General features: G+C 74.3%; 20 protein-coding genes. 8 read left to right on the forward strand and 12 right to left on the reverse strand.

Features of this window, described 5'->3' with window-relative positions; genetic code table 11:
- Positions 1-52 precede the first annotated feature (52 nt).
- A complete protein-coding gene (locus ACZ6Y1_RS12470; protein ID WP_469626762.1) occupies positions 53-1,396 on the reverse strand; it encodes an esterase/lipase family protein in 1,344 nt (447 codons plus the stop codon).
- A gap of 143 nt (positions 1,397-1,539) precedes the next feature.
- On the opposite strand from ACZ6Y1_RS12470, the gene ACZ6Y1_RS12475 reads away from it, so the two are divergent.
- Positions 1,540-5,910: an NACHT and WD repeat domain-containing protein gene (locus tag ACZ6Y1_RS12475; RefSeq protein WP_469626765.1), complete on the forward strand. Its 4,371-nt coding sequence runs from the start codon at positions 1,540-1,542 to the stop codon at positions 5,908-5,910.
- Positions 5,911-5,920: 10 nt separating this feature from the next.
- Here the strand turns inward: ACZ6Y1_RS12475 and ACZ6Y1_RS12480 are convergent, their stop codons facing one another.
- The 9 genes from ACZ6Y1_RS12480 to ACZ6Y1_RS12520 form a co-directional block, all read right to left on the reverse strand.
- On the reverse strand, positions 5,921-6,499 hold the full coding sequence (locus ACZ6Y1_RS12480; protein WP_469626769.1) for a GTP-binding protein: 579 nt from the start codon (positions 6,497-6,499) through the stop codon (positions 5,921-5,923).
- 1 nt (position 6,500) lies between these two features.
- Positions 6,501-6,869, reverse strand: a complete 369-nt coding sequence (locus tag ACZ6Y1_RS12485; RefSeq protein ID WP_469626772.1) for a DUF742 domain-containing protein — start codon at positions 6,867-6,869, stop codon at positions 6,501-6,503.
- Positions 6,869-7,288, reverse strand: a complete 420-nt coding sequence (locus ACZ6Y1_RS12490; RefSeq protein WP_469626775.1) for a roadblock/LC7 domain-containing protein — start codon at positions 7,286-7,288, stop codon at positions 6,869-6,871. The genes ACZ6Y1_RS12485 and ACZ6Y1_RS12490 overlap by 1 nt, the downstream gene beginning before the upstream one ends.
- Complete coding sequence (locus ACZ6Y1_RS12495) at positions 7,285-9,675, reverse strand: sensor histidine kinase (protein WP_469626778.1); 2,391 nt, start codon at positions 9,673-9,675, stop codon at positions 7,285-7,287. Before ACZ6Y1_RS12495 ends, ACZ6Y1_RS12490 begins: the two co-directional genes overlap by 4 nt.
- 303 nt (positions 9,676-9,978) lie before the next feature.
- Positions 9,979-11,769, reverse strand: a complete 1,791-nt coding sequence (locus tag ACZ6Y1_RS12500) for a TerD family protein (RefSeq protein ID WP_469626782.1) — start codon at positions 11,767-11,769, stop codon at positions 9,979-9,981.
- A 114-nt stretch (positions 11,770-11,883) separates the two neighbouring features.
- A complete protein-coding gene (gene msrB, locus ACZ6Y1_RS12505) occupies positions 11,884-12,291 on the reverse strand; it encodes a peptide-methionine (R)-S-oxide reductase MsrB (protein ID WP_469626785.1) in 408 nt (135 codons plus the stop codon).
- A 15-nt stretch (positions 12,292-12,306) separates the two neighbouring features.
- Positions 12,307-13,701: a UDP-N-acetylmuramate--L-alanine ligase gene (murC, locus tag ACZ6Y1_RS12510; protein ID WP_469626789.1), complete on the reverse strand. Its 1,395-nt coding sequence runs from the start codon at positions 13,699-13,701 to the stop codon at positions 12,307-12,309.
- A gap of 85 nt (positions 13,702-13,786) precedes the next feature.
- Complete coding sequence (locus ACZ6Y1_RS12515) at positions 13,787-14,254, reverse strand: indole-3-glycerol phosphate synthase (RefSeq protein ID WP_469626792.1); 468 nt, start codon at positions 14,252-14,254, stop codon at positions 13,787-13,789.
- Positions 14,255-14,403: 149 nt separating this feature from the next.
- The gene (locus ACZ6Y1_RS12520) at positions 14,404-15,186 is read right to left on the reverse strand and encodes a pyrimidine reductase family protein (RefSeq protein ID WP_469626796.1); all 783 of its coding nucleotides are present in this window, start codon (positions 15,184-15,186) and stop codon (positions 14,404-14,406) included.
- Positions 15,187-15,222: 36 nt separating this feature from the next.
- On the opposite strand from ACZ6Y1_RS12520, the gene zapE reads away from it, so the two are divergent.
- From zapE to ACZ6Y1_RS12555, 7 genes are all read left to right on the forward strand, one after another.
- The gene (gene zapE / locus ACZ6Y1_RS12525) at positions 15,223-16,326 is read left to right on the forward strand and encodes a cell division protein ZapE (protein WP_469626799.1); all 1,104 of its coding nucleotides are present in this window, start codon (positions 15,223-15,225) and stop codon (positions 16,324-16,326) included.
- Between the two features lie 62 nt (positions 16,327-16,388).
- A complete protein-coding gene (locus tag ACZ6Y1_RS12530) occupies positions 16,389-16,814 on the forward strand; it encodes an OsmC family protein (RefSeq protein WP_376656940.1) in 426 nt (141 codons plus the stop codon).
- Positions 16,815-17,004: 190 nt separating this feature from the next.
- Positions 17,005-18,366 (forward strand): alkaline phosphatase PhoX, encoded by a 1,362-nt coding sequence (locus ACZ6Y1_RS12535; RefSeq protein WP_469626802.1) that lies wholly within the window; start codon positions 17,005-17,007, stop codon positions 18,364-18,366.
- A 96-nt stretch (positions 18,367-18,462) separates the two neighbouring features.
- Positions 18,463-19,380 carry a polysaccharide deacetylase family protein gene (locus ACZ6Y1_RS12540; protein ID WP_469626805.1) on the forward strand — a complete coding sequence of 306 codons (918 nt, stop codon included), beginning with the start codon at positions 18,463-18,465 and terminating at the stop codon, positions 19,378-19,380.
- A 210-nt stretch (positions 19,381-19,590) separates the two neighbouring features.
- On the forward strand, positions 19,591-20,940 hold the full coding sequence (locus tag ACZ6Y1_RS12545; protein ID WP_469626808.1) for a discoidin domain-containing protein: 1,350 nt from the start codon (positions 19,591-19,593) through the stop codon (positions 20,938-20,940).
- On the forward strand, positions 20,940-22,247 hold the full coding sequence (locus ACZ6Y1_RS12550; protein ID WP_469626811.1) for an MFS transporter: 1,308 nt from the start codon (positions 20,940-20,942) through the stop codon (positions 22,245-22,247). The genes ACZ6Y1_RS12545 and ACZ6Y1_RS12550 overlap by 1 nt, the downstream gene beginning before the upstream one ends.
- Positions 22,244-23,233, forward strand: coding sequence for a hypothetical protein (locus ACZ6Y1_RS12555; RefSeq protein WP_469626814.1), 990 nt, complete (start codon positions 22,244-22,246; stop codon positions 23,231-23,233). Before ACZ6Y1_RS12550 ends, ACZ6Y1_RS12555 begins: the two co-directional genes overlap by 4 nt.
- Here the strand turns inward: ACZ6Y1_RS12555 and ACZ6Y1_RS12560 are convergent, their stop codons facing one another.
- Entirely contained in the window at positions 23,234-23,872 is a 639-nt protein-coding gene (locus tag ACZ6Y1_RS12560; RefSeq protein ID WP_469626817.1) for an ABC transporter, read from the reverse strand. It abuts the gene before it with no gap.
- Positions 23,869-24,678 carry an ATP-binding cassette domain-containing protein gene (locus ACZ6Y1_RS12565; RefSeq protein ID WP_469626821.1) on the reverse strand — a complete coding sequence of 270 codons (810 nt, stop codon included), beginning with the start codon at positions 24,676-24,678 and terminating at the stop codon, positions 23,869-23,871. The genes ACZ6Y1_RS12560 and ACZ6Y1_RS12565 overlap by 4 nt, the downstream gene beginning before the upstream one ends.
- Positions 24,679-24,684: the final 6 nt, after the last annotated feature.

Below are 24,684 nucleotides of genomic sequence, written 5' to 3' on the forward strand. Positions count from 1 at the left end.
GCCGGGGCCGGGGCCGGGGCCCGCGAGGCGTGGCCGGCGGCCGTCGCCGGCGTCAGTCGTCCGGGCCGGCCAGCACCACGCTGCTGACCTCGTGCACCCGCCCCCGGTTGACCCGGTCGCCCACCGTCACCCGCCAGGCGCCGGGGCCGGGCAGGGTCAGCTCGGTGCCGTAGCGGCCGTCGCCCCGGTTGCGCAGCGGGCGCGGCGGGGTCCTCGTACCGGTCTCCGCGTCCTCGGCGACGGCGGTCAGGGTCAGACGGTCGTCGTCGGCGGTGGCCTCGACGGGGCAGCTGCGGCCGTCGGCGATCTCCGGGACGTCCACGGACAACTCCCGTGCGCCGTCGAGGAAGCGGCGGGGGTCGCGGGCGGTGAGGACGGCCTCCAGCTGGTTCAGGAGCGCGGGTTCGTTCTGCAGGGCGCCGTGCTTCTGGGCGAAGAAGCGCACCGTCGAGTCGTCGGCGAGCTGGGCGGGGAAGCAGGAGAAGCGCGGCACGGTCCCGTCCCCGCGATGGTCGGTGCCGTCCAGGTGGTGGGCGCTGCGCAGGCCCTCGGGGGTGTGCAGGGCGGTCTGCCGGGTGGGCTGCCGGTAGCCGCCGAAGACGTGGAGGCCGTAGCCGCCGGGCGGGGCGCCGTCGAGTTCGGTGTGCAGGCGCAGGGCGTCGGCGACGAGGGTGTCGTCCGCGCCCGTGAGCGGTACGGCGGCGAGGCCGGCGCGGTGGCCGTCGGGGCCGGTGACGCAGGGCCAGGTGGGCAGGAGCTGGTGCAGCGAGGGCATGGAGCGGGCGAGCCGGGTGAGCGGGGCGGAGAGCCGGCCCAGCCGGGGGGCGATTCCGTGGTGGAGGGAGTCGAGGGCGTTGACCGACCCCCGGTAGGGGGTGCCGATGGTGACGAGGGTGCGTGCCAGGGGGCCGCCGCCCAGTACGTCCAGGTAGTAGCGGGCGATCAGCCCGCCCATCGAGTGCGCGACGAACACCGCGCGGGCGTCCGGATCGCCGCTGCGCTCGCGCCACGCGGCCAGCGCGGGTTCGACCCGGGCCGCGAGCTGCCGCGCCGAGTGGCGGACCGAGAGCCTCCAGTCGTACGGGAAGGGCAGTAACTGGCCGGTCCCGGTGGACAGGCCGAGCCGGCGGCCGAGGAAGCCCAGCAGGGTGCCGTAGCCGTCGATGGCGCAGACCCCGGGCAGGACGTGCAGACCCTGGATGAGACCGGTCGCCCCGACCCCGTCGTGGGGGTCCTCGTCACCGGTGCCGGGCGGCAGGGCGAGCGCGTCGAGTGCGCGCAGCCGGCCGAACGCGTGCCGGCCGAGCACGGCCGTGGTGTGGTTCCACAGCTCCTGCCCGTCGCGGGCCAGGACGCTGCCCATGATGCCCGGCAGGACCACCACGAGGTCCCTCACCGGAGTCGCCGCGGTTTCCGGAGTTGCCGCCACCGAGCCCCCTCGCCGGTCGCTTCGCCTTACTATTTCCGCCTGTTGACGATGACGTCCATGCTACGGCGGCGGTGGGGTCCGGTGGGGGCGGCGACGGGAGAACGCGGGGCATGGGCGACGAGGGGCGCGACGGCGGGGACTTCGACGGCCGTTTCGTCACGGTGGGGATCGGCGGCTACCGGGACAGCGCCTGGTCGCCGCTGAGCCATGTGCCGGGCAGCGTGGAGCGGCTGCGCGGGCTGCTCGGTTCCCTCGGGTACGCGCAGGATCTGCCCGAGCTCGCGGAGGGCGGCAACTGGGCGCACATCACCCGGAGGCTGAAGGCCTGGCGCACCGGCGGGGAGCGGCTCGTCCTGTACTGGACCGGGCACGGCTGCGTCGACGCCGGCGAGCACTTCCTGGTGACCGGGGACACGCCCGCCGCACGGCTCGACGATTTCAACGCGGTGTCCGCGAGAGCGCTGGCCCGGTTCCTGGTCCACCAGGAGTTCCGCGAGGTACTGGTGCTGATCGACTGCTGTGCGAGCGGGGCCGCCGCGTCCCGGGTGGCCACCGAGATCGGGCAGGTGATCGACCACAGCAGCAGTGCGGGCCCCGAGCGCCGCTTCGCGGTGATCGCCTCGGCCTGCGGCTACGACAGCGCCGAGGACGGGGTGTTCGCCGAGACCCTGGAACAGGTGGTGCGCCGCGGCCCCGAGGACCGGCGGTGGACCGAGCACGACGCGGTGATCCGCTCGGACGAGCTGGCCGACGTGATGGCGCGGGTGATGGACGGCCGCGACGGGCGCACGGCGTACGTCGCCAGGGGCGCGCCCGTGCCCGCGCTGCGCAATCCGCTGCATCCGCGGACGGGCGCCATCCCCGACGAGGACGTGGAGACGAAGCGGCTGCGCCGGCAGCGCACGGCGGACATCGACCAGCACCTGGTGCTGTCCGCGCGGGGCATCGAGGTCGGTGAGACCGGCTGGTACTTCTGCGGCCGCGACCGGCTGATCCGGCGGCTGATCCATTGGCTGGACACGGCCGGGCGCGGGCTCTTCGTGGTGACCGGCTCGCCGGGCACCGGGAAGTCGGCGCTGCTCGGCCGGATCGCCACCCTCTCCGATCTGGACCTGCGGGCGGTCGCCGAGGCCGAGGGCGTGCTCAACGACACCCCCAACGCGGCGCTGCCGTCGCTCGGTTCGATCGACATCGCGCTCTCGTGCCGCAACAAGACGCTGGACGACTGCCTGCTCGCGCTCCTCGACGCGCTGCGGCTGCCCGTGCCCGCCGACGGCCGGCTGCGCGCCGCTCAGATCGTGCAGCAGGTGGGCGAGCTGGGGCGGCCCGTCGCCGTGGTCCTGGACGGGCTGGACGAGGCCAAGCCCGCGGAGGCCGTGCCGATCGCCGCGGACCTGCTGCGCCCGCTCGCCGACCTGCCCGGGGTCCGCGTGCTGGTGGGCACCCGCCCGCACCGGGCGGGCGACCGGGAGCACGCCTACCGAAGGGGGCCGCTGCTCCAGGCCCTCTCCGCCGACGAGACGGCGGTCCTCGACGACGAGCCGGGCACCGACGCGGACCTGACCGCGTACGCGCTGCGCCGGCTGCTGGGCGCGGAGGGGTCGCCGCTGCGCGGGCGCGAGCCGGAGGCCCGGGAGTGGGCGCGCCGCGTGGCGGAGGCGAGCGGCGGGATCTTCCTCTACGCGCGGGTGGCGAGCCGGGCGGTCCTCACCGCGGTCGCCGACGGCCGCGAGCCGTGGGACGGAGCCCTGGACCGGTTGCTGTCCGGCGGTCTCACGGCCGTCCTGGACGAGGAGTTCGCCCGCGTCGCCGATCCCCGGCGGGTCCGTGACCTGCTGCGACCGCTGGCCTGGGCGGAGGGCGCCGGGCTGCCCCGGCGGGATCTCTGGCCGGTCCTGGCGACCGCGCTCGCGGAGGGCGGGCGGGTGTACACGGACGCGGACGTCGGCTGGGCCCTGACCCACGCGGGGTTCCACCTCGTGGAGTCGGGCGAGTCCGGGCACACGGTCTACCGGCTCTACCACCAGGCGCTCATCGACCACTTCCGGGCCCTCTCGCCGGGGGACGCCCAGACGCGGATCACGCATGCGCTGCTCGCGACGGTGGGCGGGCCGGGACCGGCCGCGTGGGCGGGCGCGCACCCCTATCTGCCCCGGCACATGCCCTCGCACGCGCTGGCCGGGGGGCTGCTCCCGGAAGTGATGCGCGATCCGGGTTTTCTCGGCACCGCCGATCCGGCCCGCATGGAAGCGGCGGTCCGTGCCCTGCCGGAACGCTTCTCCGAACCGGTCGCCCGGTTGTACCTGCGGGTCGCGCACCGGCTCGTACGGCTCGATCCGCGGGCACGGCTGCGCCTGCTCCGGATGACGGCCCTGTCCGAGGAGCCGTGGCTGCTCGACCGGTTCGGGGGCCGGATGGCCGTACCGGCGCAGGTGGAGGCGTCGTCGACGGCGGCGGACGACTTCAGCATCGCGCTGCGCGGGCACGCGGGACCCGTCACGGCCCTGGCGGTGTGCCGTGAGGCGGACGGGCGGGAGCTGCTCGCCTCGGCGGGCGGCGACACGACGGTCCGGGTCTGGGATCCGGACACGGGTGAGACCCGGCGGGTGCTGACGGGGGCCGGAACGGTGACGGCGCTGGCGGGGCTGACGGACGCCCGGGGCCGCCGTCTCCTCGCCGCGGCGGCCGGGCCGGAGATCCTGGTGTGGGACCTGGCGGACGGGGAGCGGGTCGCGGTGCTGCGCGGGCACAGCGACACGGTCCTCGCACTGGCGGGACTCGACGGGAGCGGCCCGCCCCTGCTGGTGTCGGCGGGCAAGGACCGGGCGTTGCGGCTCTGGGACCTGGAGCGCGGGACGGGCACGGTGCTGTCCGGGCATCTGGGGCCGGTGGCCGCGCTGGCCGCGGCCGTGCTACCGGACGGCCGCCGTCTGGTGCTGTCCGGTGGTGCGGACTGCACGGTCCGCCGCTGGGAGGCGGACACCCGGGAGCCGGTCCCGGTGCTGGTCGGTCACACCGGTCCGGTGTACGCCCTGGCCTGCTTCGACTCGGCGGACGGCCGCAAGCTCGCGGCGTCGGGCGGTGACGACGGCACGGTCCGGGTGTGGGACCTGGAGCGGGGCACCACGTCATGGGTCGTGCCGGGCGGTGTGGGCGGCGTACGCGCGGTGGTGCCGTTCGTGTCGGAGGGCCGTACGCTGCTGGCCGTGGCGGGCCGGGCCTCCCGGATCAGGATCGTGGACCCCGCCACGGGACGGCCCGTACGGCAGCTGAACACGCGGATGGCGCCGGCCTCCGACCGGGAAGCGTTGGACACCGCCGTCGGTCAGCAGCTGAGCCTCGTCAGCAGCGGCCCCGTGTACGCGACCCCGGTCCCCCTGCGCAACGAGACCTACGCCATGGTGGCGCTCGCCACCGGCCGGGGCGACCGGCTGCTCGCCTCCGCGGGGTGGGACGGCACCCTGCGGCTCTGGGACGCGGACAGCGGCGGCAAGCCCGGGCAGCCGGACTACGACCTGGGCCGCGCACGCCGGATCGTCGTCCTCGGCCCGGCGACGGGCCCGGAGTGGTCGCTGGTCGTGGCGGGGGTGCGGGGCGGCGCTTGGCTGACGAACCGCAGCTCCACACGGCGTCTGGAGTCCTGGCCGCAGGGGGCGCGGGTCACGGGCCTCGCCGCGATCACCCTGCCGAACGGACGGGCGGTCGTGGCGCTCGGCCAGGACGACCACCACGCCCGGCTGGTGGACGCGCGGACGGGAGAGCAGCTGCACGACGCGGACGCGTCCGAATTCGGCTGGTACAGGGGCGACCTCCGCTCGCTGAGGGCTGCCACCGATCCCGGGCGGGCCGCCGTGCTCGTGGTGAACCTCCACAGGCACGGTTCGCAGACACTGGTCTGGCGGCAGGACGGATCGATGCTGTCGTTCGTCGACCCCGCGGGCGGCGAACGTTCCGAACTGGTCCCGTTCTTCGGCCCGGACGGCAGGCTGCAGTTCGTGCGGGTCGGCCGGGCCGGGGGCATCGGGCTCCACACCGATACGCCCGACTCGCGCCCCCGGAAGCCGGCGGGGCTGCGCGTCGGCCCCCTCCCGGACCACCTGCCTCCCCTGGCGTTGCTCACCGGAAGCGGGAAACGGGACACACGGCTCGGCGTCGTGCACGAGACGGGCGGGCGCACCCTCCTGCGGATCCACGGGCTCGGGACCTTCCGCTCGAAGACCGCCGAGCTCGGACTGCCGGGTCCCCTCACCCACTGGGCCACGCTGCACCACGAGGGCCAGGACCTGATCGTGGGCGCCGGCGAGGACGAGTTCCTGCGGGTGTGGAACCCGGTGCGCCTCGACCGGCCGCCGCTGGTGATCCCCCTGACCGGCCCCGCCCAGGACCTCACCACGGCCGCGCCCGGCCTGGTCTGCGTCCTGGTCGACGAGCACTGGACCCTGTTGCGCCTGACGCGCCTGGACGCGCTCTGCGCGCCCTGAACCAGCCGCTTCAGACGCCGACCGCGGCCTCCGCGTTGACGATGAGCACGTCGAGGAGGGACAGCAGGGCCGCGCGGACGTCCGTACGGGAGCGGGCGTCCAGCATCAGGACGGGGGTGTTCGGGTCGCGCAGGTGCAGTGCGGCCGCGATCTCCTCGGCGGTGTACGGCTGTTCGCCGTGGAAGCAGTTCGCGCCGACCACGAACGGCAGGCCGCGGCTCTCGAAGAAGTCCACGGCCGGGAAGCTGCGGTCGAGGCGCCGCGTGTCGACCAGCACGATCGCCCCGAGGGCCCCGGCCAGCAGGTCGTCCCACATGAACCAGAAGCGCTCCTGGCCCGGTGTGCCGAACAGGTAGAGGACGACTCCGGCGTCGGTGAGGGTGATCCGGCCGAAGTCCATGGCGACGGTGGTGACCGCCTTGGACTCGATGCCGTCGAGGTCGTCGACGCCGACGCCCGCGGCCGTCAGCCGTTCCTCCGTGCGCAGCGGCTCGATCTCGGAGATCGTCTCCACCAAGGTGGTCTTGCCCACGCCGAATCCACCGGCGATGAGGATCTTGACCGGGGCGGAATCCCGGGGGGCGGGCATGTCATATCCGGGCAAGGCTGTCCCTGATTCTCATGAGCAGGTCGACGTCGGTGGTCTCGGTCGCCGCCAGCGGCGCCCGGTGGTGGATCAGCCCGCGATCGGCGAGCTCGCCGAGGAGCAGCGTCATCGGGGTGAGGCGCATGTGCATCCGCGCCGCTGTCTCGGCGACCGCGAGACCGCCCGGCGCCGCGCACATGGCGAGGATCTCCTGCCACTCGCTGGGCAGCCCGGCCCGGGCGGCCTCGGGCACCGCCGCCGTGATCGTGGTGTCCATGGTCAGGACGGTGTGCGCGGCGGCCGTACGCCCGTCGGTGAGGGCGTACAGCCGCGTGCGGCGGCGGTTCGCCGGCTGGGGCTCGTCCTGCGGCATTACGCGGTCGGCACCTGGCCGCGCTCGGGGGTGCCCAGCCATTCGCCGAGCGCCTGGGCGGTCCTCACGGCCTCGCCGCCGAGCTCGCCGAGGCGCGCCTTGCGGCTGGTCACCACGATGAGCGTGCTGCCGTCGCCGCATCCGACGATGCAGAGGTACCTGTCGTCCATCTCGACCAGCTGGCGGATGACGCGGCCCCCGTCGATCTCCCGGGATATCGCCTTCATCGTGGCCGCGATGCCGGAGGCCGCGGCCGCCATGCGCTCGGCCTGGGGCTCGTCGAGCATGTAGGCGCTGAGCTTGATGCCGTCGTTGGACAGGAGCACCGCTCCCTGGATGCCGGCGATCCTGTTCAGGTTGTTGTCCAGGACGCTGTAGATCGCGTCGTTGGATGTCGCAGTGTTCGGTGAGGTAGTCATGGCCGATCCCGTCGGAGCTCTTCTTCCACTGTCTGGGTTCCGTGTTCGTAGTCCGCCCAGGCGTCGGCGACCTCTTCGGGTGTCGCCGCGTCCTGCCGGACGGTCGTTTCCGCGGCGCGGGGCTCGCGCAGCTGCTGTGCGATGTGGGTCTGCGGTACGCGTTCGGGCAGGGCGGGCCGGGCCCCGGGCACGGTGGCCGGGGCCTTCGTGTGCGCCTGCGCCTGCGCCTTCGTGTGGGCCTTCGGCTGCGTGTGGGCCTTCGCCTGCGCCTTCGTGGTGCGGCTCGGCAGTCCGGCGGCCGTGCGTACGACGGGCTCGGACGGCCGTTCCCCGGACGGGCGGGGCGCGGGGGCGGCGTCGGCGGGTGCCGGGGCGGCCGGTCCGGGCTCGCGGACGGGTACGGGGTCGGGAGCGGGTACGGGCTCGGGAGCGGGTACGGCCTCGCGCCGCGGCGCCGCCGTGGTGGTGGGCACCAGCAGTGCCGCCGGCAGGATCACCACGGCGGAGGTCCCTCCGTACACCGAGCGGCGCAGGGTGACACTGGCCCGCAGCTGGTCGGCGAGGTGACCGACCACGAAGAGGCCGAGCCGGTGCGCGTTCTGCGCCAGGACGGAGTACGGCGGGGCCTCGTGCAGGCGCCCGTTCATCTCCTCGTACCGCTCGGGGGACACCCGCGGCCCGCGGTCCTCGATCTCGACGGACAGCCCGTCCGTGACGAGTTCCGCGCGGATGACCACCTTGGAGCGCGGCGGGGAGAACCGGGTGGCGTTGTCGAGGAGCTCCGCGAGCAGGTGGCTGACCTGGCTGATCGCGCCGGGTTCCACGCTGGTCTCGTCCAGGGCCTGCCGCTCGATGCGGCGGAAGTCCTCGACCTCCGCGGCGGCTTCGCGCAGCACGTCGGCGATGCGCATGGGCTCGGTGTGCGGGTCGGGAACCTCGCCGCCCGCCAGGATGAGGAGGTTCTCGATCTGTCGCCGCATGCCCACCGTCAGCTGGTCGGAGCGCATCAGCTGGGCCAGCAGCGCCTCGTCGTGGCCGAAGGTGTCCTGGAGCTCCTCGGTGAGGCTCAGCTGGCGGCTGACCAGGTTCCCGGTGCGCGAGGCGATGCCCGTGGCGAACAGGCCGAACCCGTGCCGTTCGTCGGCGAGCTGCCTGTGCCCGTCGACGGACACGGCGACGGCGCGGGCGAACGCGTCGCTGACGCGTCCGACCTCGTCCCCGTCACCGCGCACCGTCGGCAGGACGGATTCGTCGACCGGCAGCCCGCGCTGGAGCCGGGCGACGACCTCGGGGAGGGTCTCCTCGGCGACGGCCACCGTGCGGGCGTGGAGGTCGTGCAGACGGCGCAGGACGGACCGCGTGGTGAGCACGACGACGAGCACGACGACCAGCAGCCCCCCGGAGCTTCCGCCGATGAGCCAGGCGACCTCGGTGTCCAGTTCCGCGGCCTTGGCCTCGCCGCTCGTGAGCACCTTCCTCGCGCGGTCGACGTTGAGCGAGGCCATCTGCACGGAGAAGTTCTCGTGCGCGGAGCGCCAGAGGGCCGTTTCCGCGGGCAGCTTGATGCCGGACCCGGTGTCGGTGTGCTTGGAGACGACGGCGTTCTCGATGCGGATCTTCGTCTGCCAGTCCGAGGAGGCGGTGATCCGGTCGTAGAACCGCTTGTCGACCTCGGGGAGGTAGGGCACGACCCAGGTCTCGTACAGGTGCCGGTGGGCGCCCAGGGCGCTGATGAACTGGTCGAACGCGGCGGTGTCCAGCTGCCGGGACGGCCCGGCGAGGGAGAGGATCGTGTCCTCGCGCGCCACCATCTCGGTGGCGGTGAGCATGGCCACGACGGGCCGGCTCTCCTGGACGATCTCGGCGTCGTCGGCGTGGCTGAACTCGCGCTGGTAGGCCTGGATGACCGAGCCGATCACCCCGGTGTAGTAGGCGAGCGTGCCGTCGGGGGCGCCGGTACGGGCGTCCGCGCGCTGACGGAACGCCGCCAGGCCCTCCAGTTTCTGCTCCACCTCCTGGAAGGAGGCGTTCGTGCCGGACGCCACCCGGCGGAATTCGGCCGCGCCCCGGTCGGTGGCCTCCCGCCGGATCCGCAGCTCCTCCTCGGCCCCGGCGGTGCCGGCCCACAGCGAGGCGGTCATGGTCCGCTCGGCCTGCATGTCGACCATGAGCGTGTACAGCGGGGCGCCGACCTGCTCGGCGGCCGCGACGTCGGCCCGCAGGTGCTCCGCCTGCGCGAGCAACCGTTGGGCGGTCACCGCCACTTGGGTGCCCATCGCCACGGTGGGGACCACGGCCAGCCAGATGAGCAGGGTGCGCAGGCGCACCCTGCGGCGTCGGCGGACCGTCGGCTGCCCGCGTACGCCTTCGGGTTCTATGACAGACATCGGACCTCGGGAACGTGGCGGCAGGGGCGGCCGGCAGCCGAAACGGAATCAACCGCTCCGACTGTGGCGGGATGTGAGGGTGCCGATCATAACCAGCCACCACGAGGAAACAGATAGGTGTCTTCCGAGCCCAAAGCGTGCTATCGGCGGCGGATCACCACCCGTGAGAGATCCGATCGGAACCCAACCGCGACATCTCCGACACCAAGCCGGGCCCCTGCGGCCGCCGTCCGGCCGCAGGGGCCGGGTCCGAGCCCGAAATATCCTCCGATTTCAGCTCTCTGTCGACCCGTCAGCGGCCGCTCAGGACCGCCCCCACCAGGACCGTCCCTGACCCCCGCGGATGTCGGTCACCTTCGCGACGCCGCCGGGCCCCGAGGGTCCGCTGTGGGGCTGGAGGTCCTTCAGCCGGGCGCGCCAGGGTCCGTCCGCCCTCTCCAGCTGCACGATGACCGGGCCCTCGGGCAGGGGCACGGTCTCGCGCCGCTTGCCGATCTCGTTGACGGCGTTCTCTTCCGTCGGGAGCTCGGCGGGGTCGTCGTGGTCCGCCAGTTCGTAGAGGTTGACGATGAGGTTGTCGTCGCCGCGGTAGCGCAGGTGGAGGTCGGCGGTGCCGCCGGTGTGCAGCAGGACGTCGGGGCCGCCGCCCTCGATCTCCTCCTCGGTCAGCCGCGTCGCGGCGGCCAGCGGCAGTACCCGCAGCTGCCAGGGCCCTTCCGCCTTCAGTTGCAGCCGCAGCCGCCCGCTCGACGGGACCTGCGTGAGCACCCGGCCCCGGAAGTTCTCCTCGCAGCTGTTGACGAGGGTGTCGCCCTCCTTGTTGAACCGGGTGAGGGGCCACAGCCCGGTGTACCCGTCACCGCGGACGGCGAGCTCGACGACGACGGGACCTGGCGGCAGCCCGTTGACGGTGATGACGTCGTTGTCCCGCCCGCTCTGCGCGTACGCCTCGAAGACGGGCCCGAACACCCAGTCCGACGGGGCCGGGGCCGGGGCCGACGGCTGCGGCTGGACCGGGGCCGCCGGCTGCGCATGGACCGGGGCCGGAGCCGACGGCTGCGCCTGGACCGGAGCCGGGGCGGAGAACGGGACCGGTGGCTGGACCTGACCCGGGACCGGAGCCGGGGGCGGGAGATGGGCCGGGGCCTGGAACGGAACCGGCGGCTGGACCTGACCGGAACCCGCAGCCTGGGGCGGCACATGGGCCGGGGCCTGGAACGGAACCGGCGCCTGGCCCTGCGCCTGGGCCGGCGGCTGGACCTGACCGGAACCCGCAGCCGGGGGCTGCACATGAGCCGGGGCCGGGAACGGGGCCTGGGGGGCCGGGAACGGGGCCTGGGCCGGGAACGGCACGGAGGCCTGGCCCTGTGCCGACACCGGAGCCGGAGGCTGGACCCCACCGGGAACCGGAGCCGGGGGCGGCACATGGGCAGGAGCCGGGGCCGGGGCCTGGAACGGCACCGCGGCCTGGCCCGGCGTCGGGGCCTGGAACGGAACCGGCGCCTGGCCCTGCGCCGGGGCCGGAGCCTGGAACGGTACCGCGGTCTGGGCCTGCGCCGGCGTCGGCGGCTGCGGCTGGAACGGGAGCGGGACCGGCGGGGACGGGGGCGCGTCCGCGACGTCCACGCCGTGGTCCGTCACCAGGCCCGCCAGGCCGTTCACATACCCCTGACCCACCGCGCGGAACTTCCAGCCGCCCGCCCGCCGGTACAGCTCCGCCAGCACCATCGCCGTCTCACCGCCGGCGTCGGTCACCTCGTACTCCGCGACCGACGTCCCGTCCGGCGCGAACGCCTCCACCGCCGGCCCGCGCACGTCCCGCATCGTCCCGCGCTCCGTCGACCCGACGACGACGACACGGACGACCTCCTCCTCGACCGCCGGGAGGGCGGCCTCCAGCCACGCCGTGCCGTTCTCGTCCCCGAGCAGCCGCACGGCCCCCGACGGATGGACCGGCGCACCGTGGAACACGATGTCCGCGTCCCCCCGGACCCTGCCCTGCTCCGTCAGCAGCAGCGCCACCGCGTCCAGCCCGTTCCGCACGGCGATCCGCAGCGGCACGCTCGGCACGAACGCGTTGTCCCCCTTGATCATGACCCCTCCCCTGAATCGATCACTCAAGGGATCTTCGGTCCTCCGGGCGGGCAGGACAAGGCGCGCAGCGCGAGAGCCCCGGAGACCATCGGTGTCCGGGGCCCAAGGCGGCCGTCAGCCCTCGTTCGGCTTCAGCCGCAGGGAGATCGAGTTGATGCAGTAGCGCTGGTCCGTGGGGGTCGGGTAGCCCTCGCCCTCGAAGACGTGGCCCAGGTGGGAGCCGCACTTCGCGCAGCGGACCTCCGTACGGACCATGCCGTGGGAGGTGTCGGCGAGGAGTTCGACGGCCTCGCTGTCCTTCGGGTCGAAGAACGACGGCCAGCCGCAGTGCGATTCGAACTTCTCCGAGGAACGGAACAGTTCGGCACCGCAGCCGCGACAGGAGTAGACGCCCTCCGTCTTGGTGTCGGTGTACTCACCGCGGAAGGCCGGCTCGGTGCCCGCGAGGCGGAGCACCTGGTACTCGGACGGGGTCAGCTCGGCCTGCCACTGCTCGTCCGTCTTCTGGACCTCGTACGACATGGCGTTCCCGCTCCCTCAGCTCGACAGGCGGGCGAGGATCTGCGGTCCCAGATCCGTGACGTCACCCGCGCCCATCGTGAGAACGAGATCGCCGGGCTTGGCCATTCCCGCGATGACGTCGGCGACGGCTTCCTTGGAGTGCTCGGCGGTGACGTCGGCGCCGGCGGCGCGGGCGGCGGCGATGATGATCTCGCTGGTGACGCCCGGGATCGGGTCCTCGCGGGCCGGGTAGATGTCCAGGACCACGGAGGCGTCGGCCAGGGAGAGGGACTGGCCCATCTCCTTGCCCAGTTCCTGGGTGCGGGAGAAGAGGTGGGGCTGGAAGACGACCAGGATGCGGGAGTCCCCGGCGGCGCCGCGGATGGCCTCCAGGTCGGCGGTCATCTCCGTCGGGTGGTGCGCGTACGAGTCGATGACCTGCACGCCGGCCGCCTCGCCCTTGAGCTGGAGGCGGCGCTTGACGCCGGTGTACTTGCCGAGCGCGGAGGCCAGGTTGTGCGCGGGGACGCCGAGGGCGACACCGGCGGCGAGGGCCGCGACGGCGTTGTGCGCGTAGTGGCGGCCCGGCACGGAGACGGTGAAGGTGAGCATGCGGCCGTCGATGACGACGGTGACCTCGCTGGTCAGGCCGCGCGGGGTGATCTTGGTGATGCGTACGTCGGCGTCGGGCTCCTCGCCGTACGTGACGACGGTGAGGCCCTCGCGGCCGGCGACGCGGCGGGCGATCTCGGCGGCGCCCTCCTGGCCGTGGGCGACGACGAGGGTGCCGCCGGGCACGATCTTGCCGACGAAGGTCTCGAAGGACTCGTGGATCTCGTCCATCGACGCGTAGTTCGCGTGGTGGTCGAGCTCCGCGTTGAGGATGATCGCGACCTGCGGGGCGTACTTGTGGAAGCTGCGGTCGCTCTCGTCCGCCTCGGCGACGAAGATGTCGCCCTCGCCGTGGTGGGCGTTGGAGCCGGGGGCGTCCAGGTCGCCGCCGATGGCGTACGAGGGGTCCAGGCCGAGGGCGGACAGGGAGACGGCCAGCATCGAGGTGGTGGTGGTCTTGCCGTGGGTGCCGGCGACCGCGATCGGCCGCAGCCCGTCCATCAGGCCGGCGAGGGCGTCGGAGCGGTGCACGACGGGGATGCCGAGCTCAGCGGCGCGGGCCAGCTCCGGGTTGTCGGCACGGATGGCGCTGGAGACGACCACGCAGGTGGAGTCCTCGGCGAGGTGACCGGCGGCGTGTCCGATGTGGACCGTGGCCCCGTGGGCGCGCAGCGCCTGGGCGGTCTCGGAGTCCCGTGAGTCGCTGCCGGCCACCTCGGCGCCGCGCTGGGCGAGGATCTTCGCGATGCCGGACATGCCGGCGCCGCCGATGCCGATGAAGTGGGGCCGTTCCATCGCGGTCGGCAGGCCGGGCTTCATTCAGGTCGCTCCAGGATCGAGTGCTCGGTGTGGTGCTGTGCGGTTGCTGCGGTGGTTCTGCGGGCTGGGCCCTGCGGACCCCAGCCTATTCGTTGTGGGCGAAGAGCTTGAGCACCGGAACGCCCACCTTGTGACGGGCCCGGGACGCCCAGTCCCGGTGGAAGAACTCCTCCACGAAGTGCGGGGCGGTCAGGACGATCACCTCGTCGGCGCCGGTCTCCTCCACCACCGACTTCAGTTTGTCGAGCGGGTGGCGCTCGATGATCTGTCCGATGACGTTGGCGCCCTTCTTTCTCAGGGCCTCCATCGAGTACGCCAGCGCCTGCTCGGCTGGGCCCCGCGCGGCGTCGCCCTCGGGTTCGTCGCCCTCGTGGATGGCCTCGGGAAGCTCACCGAGCGCTACGTCGTCGATGGCGCGCAGCAGTCGGTCCTGGTCGCCACGGGGTTGCATGAGGACGACGAAGGAGACCGAGTCGTCCCCGTGCAGGGTGGTGACGAAGTCCACGTCCACCGCGGTCAGGGGCTGCTCGATCATCAATACGCTCGTGAACACGGACGCCCTCTCCTTCATGGGCCGAGGCCCGCCGGCCGGCCCCCTGCGGAAACCATCCTGCCCCGCTCCCTCGCGGGGCCATACGCAGATATACGTGCCCAGGAATGTGCCCTGCGGAAGCTAAGTGGAACGAGAAATTCCGCCTTTGTTCAGATCCGACGGTAACGCGTGAACAGGAACCCGGCCTCCTCCAGTACGCAGGCGGGCGCGAGCCGGTGCGGAACCGTGACGGAAGGCCCTCCGGCGATGCGCTGAGCATCACCGGCGGTGAGCAACGGGGAGATCGTCAGGCACAGCTCGTCGAGGACGTCGGCGGCCACGAACTGGCCCAGGAGCCTCGGTCCGCCCTCCGTGAGCTGGCGGCGCAGGCCCCGCGCGGCGAGCTCCCGTACGACGCGGGCCGCGTCCACACGGGCGCCCTCGCCCGCCACCACGACCTCCGCCCCGCTCGCGGCCGCCTCGGCCACCCGCCCGGCGGGCGCGGCGGCGCCGGTGAGCACCAGGGTGGGCACCAGCGGGGAGGTGAACAGCGGCAGCGTGAAGTCCAGGTCCATGCTCGCGGTGACCACCGCGACGACCGGGGCGGGGCCCTGTCCGGCGGCCGCGCGGCGGGCCGCGAAGGCCTCCCGGGCCCGGGCCGGGCGGTAGCCCTCCTGGCGAACCGTTTCCGCTCCGACGACCACCACGTCGGCCAGGGCCCGCAGGGTGCCGAAGATCCGCATGTCGGTCTCGCCGGAGATGGGCTGTGAGCGGCCGTCGTGCTGGCCTGCCCCGTCCAGGGTGGAGACCATGTTCGCCCGCAGCCAGTGCTCTCCCGGGCCGAGCGCGGGGTACGCGTAGGCCTCCGCGAGCTCGTCGAGGGACCACTCCCTGTCGGCCGGGACCTCCGGGGAGGCGGGTGTCTGATCGGTCACAGGGAGCAGGCGTCGCATCGGTGCAGTCTGACACGCCCCGTAGAGTTAAGGGCTGTGCCGACATCACTCTCCGCCCCCGGTTCCGCCTCCCGGCCCCCGATAGCCGACGCGGGCCCGCAGGCACTGTGCGCCCGCGAGCCGCACGTACCCGCCGAACGGCTGGTGGCCGAGATGGTCCCGCCGCCGCGTTTCGACTCGGTGCGCTTCGACACGTACGTCCCGGACCCGACCCAGCCGAGCCAGGCCGAGGCCGTCACCGTGCTCAGCGGCTTCGCCGCGGGGCTGGGCGGGGCGCACGCGAGCGGCGCCGCGAAGAAGCGCTGGTTCTCCAGGGCCCCGAAGAACACGGCGGCCGCCCCGCGCGGGGTCTACCTCGACGGCGGCTACGGCGTCGGCAAGACCCACCTGCTGGCCTCCCTGTGGCACGCCACCCCGGCCGAGCCGGCACTCAAGGCCTTCGGCACCTTCGTGGAGCTGACGAACCTGGTCGGCGCGCTCGGCTTCCAGCAGACCGTGCAGACCCTGGGCGGGCACCGGCTGCTGTGCATCGACGAATTCGAGCTGGACGACCCGGGCGACACCGTCCTGGTGTCCTCGCTCCTCAGCCGCCTCGTCGAGCAGGGCGTGGCGCTGGCGGCGACCTCCAACACCCTGCCCGGCAAGCTCGGCGAGGGCCGGTTCGCCGCCGCCGACTTCCTGCGGGAGATCCAGGGCCTGTCGGCGCACTTCCGGCCGCTGCGCATCGACGGCCAGGACTACCGCCACCGCGGCCTGCCCGAGGCCCCGGCGCCGTTCTCCGACGAGCAGGTCGCCAAGGCCGCGTACGCGACCCCGGGCGCGAGCCTCGACGACTTCCCGCACCTCCTGGAGCACCTGGCGAGGGTCCACCCGAGCCGCTACGGCGCGCTGACCGACGGGATCACGGCGGTCTGCCTGACCGACGTGGGCGCGGTGCCGGACCAGTCGACGGCGCTGCGGCTGGTGGTCCTGGCGGACCGGCTGTACGACCGTGAGATACCCGTGCTCGCCTCGGGTGTCGCCTTCGACCGCCTGTTCAGTGAAGAGATGCTGAACGGCGGCTACCGCAAGAAGTACTTCCGCGCCATCTCGCGGCTCACCGCGCTGGCACGCGACGCAAAGCCCCTGGTGTCCCAGTAGGTTGGTGGCCGCCGGGTCCTTCGGGGTCCCCGGCCGTTCCCACTTCTGCGAAGGGATCCACCATGGCCACCACACGCCACGCGCACACCGTTTGGGAAGGGAACCTGCTGGAGGGCAAGGGTCAGGTCACCCTCGACTCCTCCGGGCAGGGCTCGTTCGACGTCTCCTGGCCCTCCCGTGCCGAGGCCGCGAACGGCAAGACCAGCCCGGAAGAGCTGATCGCCGCCGCCCACTCCAGCTGCTTCTCGATGGCGCTGTCGCACGGCCTCGCGGGCAAGGGCACCCCGCCCACCAAGCTGGAGACCAAGGCCGACGTCACCTTCCAGCCCGGCGAGGGCATCACGGGCATCCACCTCACGGTGGAGGGCGAGGTCCCGGGCATCGACAACGACGCCTTCGTCGCCGCGGCCGAGGACGCCAAGAAGAACTGCCCGGTCAGCCAGGCCCTGACCGGTACGACGATCACCCTGAGCGCGAAGCTCGCCTGACGCCGTTCCCGGCACCTCGCGGCCGCCACCGGGGCACCGGATCCGGCGGCGGCCGCGGCTGCGCCGGGACGCCGTCGGCAGCCCACCCGGGTGACCGGGCGGGCCGGTGGCTCGCGGCGGCGGGCCGCCCGGCGGGACGCGTGGTAGGACGACCCGGTCACATGTCCTGCGCCACCGCCGGGAGTTGCCGATGTCCGTCACCCGACGCAGTCTGCTCGCCGCCGGCGGGATCGCCTTCAGCGGCGCCCTCGGAGCCCTGTTCACCGGCGACGCCGGGACCGCCCGGGCGCGCGAGCGGGGGTACGGGCCGCTGCTGCCCGACCCGCGCGGGCTCCTCGACCTGCCGGCCGGGTTCTCCTACCGGGTGCTCTCGCGCGCCGGGGACCCGCTGCGCTCCGGCGAGGGCGCCGTCCCCGCCCACTGCGACGGCATGGCCGCCTTCGGCGCCGGGGGCGGGCGCGTGCGGCTGGTGCGCAACCACGAGAACCGGGCCGGCGCCGCGCTGCGGGTGCCCGCCGTCCCGGGGATGACGTACGACCCCCAGGGGCTCGGCGGCTGCACGGTCCTGGAACTCGGCCCGGACGGGCGGGTCACGGCCGAGCGGGTCGCGCTGGCCGGCACGGCCGTCAACTGCGCGGGCGGCCGCACCCCCTGGAACACCTGGCTGAGCTGCGAGGAGACCGAGGACCGGGCGGGCGCCTCCGGTTACACCCGGGACCACGGCTACGTCTTCGAGGTGGACCCCGCCGACCCGCTGCGCTCGGGCGCCGTTCCGCTGACCGCGCTGGGGCGGTTCGCGCACGAGGCCGTCGCCGTGGACCCGTACCGGGGGGCGGTCTACCTGACCGAGGACGCCTTCGTGCGGCCGTTCGGGCTGTTCTACCGCTTCCTGCCGGAGCGGCCGCTCGGCGGACTCGGCTCGCTGCGGGCCGGGGGCCTGCTGGAGGCCATGCGGGTGCCCGGCCTGCCGGACCTGTCGGTGGTGGAGGAGCCCGGGGCGGAGTTCCCGGTGGAATGGGTGCCGGTTCCGGATCCCTCGGCGGCCGGTACCCCGGTCCGCCACCAGGACTTCGGGCCGGGCGGGATCACGCACGCGCAGAAGCTGGAGGGCTGCTACTGGGGCGGCGGGCCCCTCGGCGGGGTCCACTTCGTCTCCAGCTTCGCCCGCAGCGGGGAGGGCTCGGCGGCCGACCACCACGGCCAGGTGTGGTTCCACGACCCGGTGCGCGGCACGGTCCGGCTGGAGGTGCGCTTCGGGCCGGCCTCGGACGTGGCGCTGCCCGGGGACTCCCCGGACAACATCTGCCTGGCTCCGGACGGCGGCCTGATGGTGTGCGAGGACGGCGGCGGGGACCAGTACGTCTTCGGTGTGACGCGGAGCGGCGAGGTCTACCCGGTGGCCCGCAACGCGGAGGACGCCGGACAGCCCGGAGGCCCCGCGGAGTACGGGGAGTTCGCCGGGGTCACCTTCTCGCCCGGCCTGCGGACGATGTACGTCAACCAGTACGCGCCCGGGACGACGTTCGCGGTGACCGGGCCCTGGCGGCACTGACCCCGCGACCCCGGCCGCCGTCTGCCGGAAGGGTGACTTCGGCGGGCGGGAGTGCCGCAGACGGCCACTCACCACATAGTCATATATTTTGCCTGCGTGACCATTTCTGTGCGCAAAGCGGCGGTCGCGGCCGCCCTCGGTGCCGCCCTCGGCGCCTGCCTCTCGGGGTGCGGGGGCTCCACCGGTACGGCCGGCACCGGTTCCCAGGCCCGCATGGGCACCCCCGCGGCGTCCGCGCCGGCCGCCGGCCCCTCGGGGGCCGCCTCGGCGGCCGCCTCCTCCCCGGCCTCCCCGCCGGCCGGAGCCCCCGCCAAGGCCCCGGTGCTGGCGCCCGGCCCGAACGGTCTGACCCCGGTGTTCGAGCGTGCGAAGCAGCACACCGAGAAGACCGTCGCCCTGACCTTCGACGCCGACATGACCTCCGATCAGGGTCCGCGCGCCGACGCCGGCGAGCACTTCGACAACCCCCAGCTGATCTCCACGCTGCGCGCCCTCAAGGTGCCCTCGACGATCTTCATGACGGGCCGCTGGGCCGAGGAGTACCCGGACCAGGCGAAGTCCATCGGCACCGACCCGAACTTCGAGATCGCGAACCACTCCTACAGCCACCACGCCTTCAAGTCCCCCTGCTACGGGCTGCCGGCGCTCGACGAGGCCGCCGCCCGGGCCGACGTGGACCGGGCCTTCGAGGCGTTCCGCAAGGCGGGCGCGGTCAACACCGTCCCCTACTTCCGCTTCCCGGGCGGCTGCTACGACGACGCCGCGCTGCGCGCCCTGTCCACGGCGAGGGTCACGGCGGTCCAGTGGGACGTGGTGAGCGGGGACGCCTTCGCGAAGGACCCCGCGGCGGTGGCCGAACAGGTGCTCGCCGGGGTGAAGCCGGGCTCGGTGGTGGTCATGCACTGCACGCGCAGCGCGGCCCCCGTCACGGAAGAGGCCATCCAGAAGATCGTCCCGGAGCTGCGCAAGCGGGGCTACCGCTTCGTGAAGGTCTCCGAGCTGATCGGGAAGTAGGCCCGCCGGGACACTGGTAGGAAACTTTCCTTCCTGTTAGTGTCCGCGGCGGCGGCTTGGCGCGGTGCCGGTTCCCCCCTCGGCATGACGCGCTCAGTGAGAGCTCTGACCCGGCCGCCAGGCGCCGCCTCCTGCCCGCCCGCGGGCCGGGGCGCGGCGTCCCGCACCGGTGTCCAGCTCTCGCCGCCCCCAAGGCCAGGGAGTCCAGGTATGCACCTGAAGACCTTCCGCACCAAACTCCGCACCCTCCTGCTCGTCGGCGCCGCCGTCCTCGCGCTCGCCGGCGGCCTCCTCGTCTCCTGGCCCGAACGGGCCGGGGCGGCCGGAGCCTCCGGGTCCGCCGCCGACCCCCTCATATCGCGCGGGAAGCCCGCGACCGCCTCCTCCACCGAGAGTTCGTCGCTGGGCGCCAAGAACGCCTTCGACGGCAGCGCCACCACCCGCTGGGCCAGCGCCGAGGGCAAGGACCCGCAGTGGATCCGGGTCGACCTCGGCGCCTCCGCCACCGTCTCCCGGGTACGGCTGAGCTGGGAGGCCGCCTACGCCAAGGCCTACCGCGTCGAGATCTCCGCCGACGGCGCCGCCTGGAGCACGCTCGCCACCGAGTCCGCGGGCAACGGCGGCACCGACGACTGGACCGGCCTGTCCGGCAAGGGCCGCTACCTGCGCGTGTACGGGACCGCGCGCGGCACCTCGTACGGCTACTCGCTCTTCGAGGCCGAGGTGTACGGCACCGTCCCCGGCGGGCCGCAGCCCGGCGTCGCCTTCACGGTGGTCGCGGCCGGCGACATCGCCGCGCAGTGCACGGCCTCCGACAGCGGCTGCGCGCACCCGAAGACCGCCGCGCTCGCCCAGCGGCTGGACCCGAAGTTCTACCTGACGATGGGTGACAACCAGTACGACGACGCCCGGCTCTCCGACTACCGCGCCTACTACGACAAGAGCTGGGGCGCGTTCAAGGACCGGACCCGGCCGGTCCCCGGCAACCACGAGACGTACGACCCGGCCGGCTCCCTCGCCGGGTACAAGGCGTACTTCGGGAGCATCGCCTTCCCCCAGGGCAAGAGCTGGTACAGCTACGACGAGGGCAACTGGCACTTCATCGCCCTCGACTCCAACTCCTTCGACCGGGCCGCCCAGATCGACTGGCTCAAGGCCGACCTCGCCGCCAACGGCAAGAAGTGCGTCGCCGCCTACTGGCACCACCCGCTGTTCTCCTCCGGCGGGCACGGCAACGACCCGGTCTCCAAGCCGGTGTGGAAGATCCTGTACGGCGCGAAGGCCGACTTGGTCCTGAACGGGCACGACCACCACTACGAGCGGTTCGCCCCGCAGGACCCCGAGGGCCGGGCGACCGCCGACGGGATCGTGGAGATCGTCGGCGGGATGGGGGGCGCCGAGCCCTACCCGATCGAACAGGTCCAGCCCAACAGCCAGAAGCGGATCAGCGGACCGTACGGCGTCCTGAAGCTGGACTTCACCGACAGCGGCTACGGATGGAGTTACGTCGGGACCGACGGACAGGTCAAGGACACCGGCCCCACCTACAGCTGCCACTGATGTACCTGGCCGCCAACGGCCGCCCGGACGCGCCGCCCCGCACCCCAGGGGCCGGGCGGCGCGTCCCCGCCGCCGTCCTCGCGCTCGGCACGGTCAGCCTCGTCACCGACGTCTCCTCGGAGATGGTCACGGCGGTCCTGCCGCTCTACCTCGTCCTCGGCCTCGGCCTGTCCCCCCTCCAGTTCGGCTTCCTGGACGGCATGCTGGGCGGCGCGACCGCCCTGGTACGGCTGCTCGGCGGGCGGCTCGCCGACCGCGGCGGCCACCACAAGCGGGTCGCCGGGGCCGGCTACCTGCTGTCCTCGCTGTCCCGGCTCGGCCTGCTCCTCGCGGGCGGTGCCACCGCCGGCATCGCGGCCGCGCTCGCCGCCGACCGGCTGGGCAAGGGCATCCGCACCGCGCCGCGGGACGCCATGATCTCGCTCAGCGGGCCCCCGGAGTCGCTGGGCCGTTCCTTCGGCGTGCACCGCGCCATGGACACCACCGGCGCCCTGCTCGGCCCGCTCGCCGCCTTCGCCGTGCTGTGGGCCACCGCCGACGCCTACGACGCGGTGTTCGCCGTCGGCTTCTGCACGGGCCTGCTCGGGGTGCTCCTGCTCGCCGTGTACGTCCCGTCCGTGCCCCGGGCCGCCGCCCCCCGCAGGCCCGCCCCCAGCCGCACCGCGCTGCGCGACCCCGCCTTCCGCCGCATCCTGTACGCCGCGGCCCTGCTGGGCGCCACCACCATCGGCGACGCCTTCCTCTACCTCCTGCTCCTGCGCGGACTCGACCTGTCGCCCGCCCTGTTCACGCTCCTGCCGCTCGGCGCGGCCGCCGTCTACCTGCTGCTCGCCGTCCCCGCGGGCCGGATCGCCGACCGGACCGGGCGGGCGGCGGCCTACCTGCTCGGGCACCTCGCCCTCCTCGGCGCGTACGGCCTGCTGCTCGCCCCCGTCGCCTGGCCGACCGTGGTGGGCGTACTGGCCCTCCTGGGCGTCTTCTACGCCGCCACCGACGGGGTCCTGATGGCGCTCGCCGCGCCCGTGCTGCCCGCCCACGGCCGCGCGGGCGGGCTCGCCGTGCTGCAGACCGGGCAGGCACTGGCCCGGCTGCTCGGCGCCGCCGGATTCGGGGCGGCGTGGACCTTCTGGGGGCCGCGGCCCGCGCTCTGGGCCGCCGCCCTCGCACTGGCCGGGGCCCTCGCGGCCGCCCGGCGCGTCCTGCCCGCCCGCACCGCCGCCGCCCCCGCCACCGCCGCCGCCGCTCCTGCCCCAGTCACCGCCCCCGCCACTGCCGCCGCCCCCGTCCCTCCCGTGGAGCCGTCATGATCCTCCGCCCGCGGCGGCTGCGCGTCGCCCTCGTCCTCACCGCCGTACTCCTCCTCGCGGGCGGCTCGCTCGGTTACGTGCTGCACGCCGGACACCGCGCCGCACCGCTCCGGCAGGCCGGTGCCGAGGCCTCGTTCGGCATCGCGGAGCCCGGCCTGTACTTCCGCGACGCGGCCACCGGGCGGGTCGCGCGGCAGGCCGGCGACGGCCCGGGGCGCGTGGCTGGCGGGCCCTCCTGCGACCGCTTCCACGCCGCCGGGGACCACGCCCTGTGCCTGCGCGGGCTGCCCGGCGCCCCCGCCCGGACGGAGGCCCTCGTACTCGACCGGCGGCTGCGGGAGGTCCGCAGGGTGACCGTTCCCGGCGTCCCCAACCGGGCCCGCGTCTCCGCCTCGGGGCAGCTCCTCGCCTGGACGACCTTCGCGGCCGGCGACTCGTACGCCGCCTCCGGCTTCTCCACCCGGACGTCGATCCTGGACCTGCGCACCGGCTACCTCGTCAAGTCCATGGAACAGATCCCGCTCACCCTCGGCGGGGCCCGCCACCACAGCCCCGACGTCAACTACTGGGGCGTCAGCTTCGCCCCCGACGACAACCGCTTCTACGCCACCGTCTCCACCGGCGGCCGCACCCACCTCGTCGAGGGCGACCTGCGCGAGTGGTCGGCGAAGGCACTGCGCGAGAACGTCGAATGCCCCTCCCTGTCACCGGACGGCACCCGCGTCGCCTTCAAGAAGAAGGTCTCCGACGATCCCCGGGACCCCTGGCGGCTGTACGTCCTGGACCTGGCGGCCATGACGGAGCGTCCGCTGGCCGAGCCGCACGGCGTCGACGACCAGGCGGCCTGGCTGGACGACGCGACCGTCGCCTACGCGCTGCCGGGGGCCGACGGCCGCGCGAGCGACATCCGGTCGGTCCCGGCGGACGGAACCGGGGCGTCCCGGCTGCTCGTACCGAACGGCTCGTCACCGGTCGCCGTGCCCTGATCACCCGCGCCGGGCGGCGAGGAGGCAGGCCGCCGCACCCGCGGCGCCCGCCAGCAGCAGCGCTCCCGCCAGGGCCCCCACCGGAGGCCGCGCCGAGCCCGTGACCAGCGCGGAGACCGCCACGCGGGCCGGGGAGCCGGCCAGCACCCAGGCCAGCAGCGAGCCGAGGGCCCCCGCCAGCACGGCGTAGCCGCGCCGCCGGATCAGCGGTCGGCTGCACAGGGCCCCGACGGCAGCCCCGGTCAGCGCGCAGGCGGCCACCGCCGCGGCCCCCGCGAGGGCAGCCCGCACGGCGCCGGCTCCCGCCGGGGCGCCGAGCAGCAGCGCCACGGCGCCTCCCGCGGCCCCGGCGAGCAGCGATCCGGTGAGGGCGACGGCCAGGGCAGCGGCGTGGACCCGTACGGGACCGGCCGCGGCGGCCGCGCAGTCACGGGCCGCGTCGGGCTCGTTGGTGACGCAGATCCGAACCAGCCAGGCCGCCGCCGGGACCAGCCCGGCGGCGGCGAAGCCGAGGGAGTCCAGCACGGGATCGCCCGGCCGGATCCCCGCGGCCACGAAGGCCGCGTACACGACCAGCGGGGCGATCCACCGCTGGGAGCGCAGCAGCAGCGCCCCCTGGTAGCGGAGCAGCGCGGTCACTTCGGTTCCTCCACGGCGCGGATGTGCCAGGACGGCCGGGCGGTCAGCAGGGTGCGCAGCACCTCGTCGGAGCGGCCGGCCTCCACGGTGAGCAGGACCCCGCCGTCGGGAGCGGCCGTGCCGGCCAGGCCGGGGGGCAGCTGCTGGCCGGGCGGCGCGGCGGCGTGGATCCGTACGAGGGGACCGGCCGCGCCGGACACCGGGGTCAGGGCGCCGCCCCGGATGCGGTGGTGCGCGTCGGCGGCGCCCGCGAGCCGCCGCGGGTCGTGGTCGACGAAGACCACGGTGGCTCCGGCGGCGGTGCGTTCGACGACGGCCCGGTCCAGCTCGGCCCGGGCCGGGGCGTCGAGCCCGGTCCAGGCCTCGTCGAGCACGAGCAGGCCCGGCTCGGCGAGCAGGGCCTGGGCCACGGCCACCTTCTGGCTGGTGCCCTTGGACAGTTCGGCCATCGGGGTGCGGGCGTGCCCGGCCGCCCCGAACCGCTCCAGCCACTGCCCCGCCCGCCGGGCCGCCCCGGCCCGCGACAGCCCGTGCACCCGCCCGAGGTGGATCAGGTAGGCCTCGGCGGACAGCGGCAGGGCCGCGGGGAAACGCTCGGGTACGTAGGCCGTGCGGCGCGGGCGCCCGCTGATGCGGCCCTCGCTCGGGGTGTCGATCCCCGCGACGAGGCGCAGCAGGGTGGACTTGCCGCCCCCGTTGCCGCCTTCGATGCGTACGAGGGCGCCGGGCGGCAGCTCCATCGAGACCCCGCGCAGCACCCAGGGGCGGCGGGGTCCGTAGCGGCGGCCGACGGAGGTGAGGTCCATGCCGCC

The organism is Streptomyces sp. NPDC053432, assembly GCF_055585365.1.

Coding starts and splice junctions, on each gene's coding strand:
- ACZ6Y1_RS12475 (WP_469626765.1), top strand. CDS start 1,540: ATGGGCGACGAGGGGCGCGACGGCGGGGACTTCGACGGCCGTTTCGTC.
- ACZ6Y1_RS12480 (WP_469626769.1), bottom strand. CDS start 6,499: ATGCCCGCCCCCCGGGATTCCGCCCCGGTCAAGATCCTCATCGCCGGT.
- ACZ6Y1_RS12485 (WP_469626772.1), bottom strand. CDS start 6,869: ATGCCGCAGGACGAGCCCCAGCCGGCGAACCGCCGCCGCACGCGGCTG.
- ACZ6Y1_RS12490 (WP_469626775.1), bottom strand. CDS start 7,288: ATGACTACCTCACCGAACACTGCGACATCCAACGACGCGATCTACAGC.
- ACZ6Y1_RS12495 (WP_469626778.1), bottom strand. CDS start 9,675: ATGTCTGTCATAGAACCCGAAGGCGTACGCGGGCAGCCGACGGTCCGC.
- ACZ6Y1_RS12500 (WP_469626782.1), bottom strand. CDS start 11,769: ATGATCAAGGGGGACAACGCGTTCGTGCCGAGCGTGCCGCTGCGGATC.
- msrB (WP_469626785.1), bottom strand. CDS start 12,291: ATGTCGTACGAGGTCCAGAAGACGGACGAGCAGTGGCAGGCCGAGCTG.
- murC (WP_469626789.1), bottom strand. CDS start 13,701: ATGAAGCCCGGCCTGCCGACCGCGATGGAACGGCCCCACTTCATCGGC.
- ACZ6Y1_RS12520 (WP_469626796.1), bottom strand. CDS start 15,186: ATGCGACGCCTGCTCCCTGTGACCGATCAGACACCCGCCTCCCCGGAG.
- ACZ6Y1_RS12530 (WP_376656940.1), top strand. CDS start 16,389: ATGGCCACCACACGCCACGCGCACACCGTTTGGGAAGGGAACCTGCTG.
- ACZ6Y1_RS12535 (WP_469626802.1), top strand. CDS start 17,005: ATGTCCGTCACCCGACGCAGTCTGCTCGCCGCCGGCGGGATCGCCTTC.
- ACZ6Y1_RS12545 (WP_469626808.1), top strand. CDS start 19,591: ATGCACCTGAAGACCTTCCGCACCAAACTCCGCACCCTCCTGCTCGTC.
- ACZ6Y1_RS12550 (WP_469626811.1), top strand. CDS start 20,940: ATGTACCTGGCCGCCAACGGCCGCCCGGACGCGCCGCCCCGCACCCCA.
- ACZ6Y1_RS12555 (WP_469626814.1), top strand. CDS start 22,244: ATGATCCTCCGCCCGCGGCGGCTGCGCGTCGCCCTCGTCCTCACCGCC.
- ACZ6Y1_RS12565 (WP_469626821.1), bottom strand. CDS start 24,678: ATGGACCTCACCTCCGTCGGCCGCCGCTACGGACCCCGCCGCCCCTGG.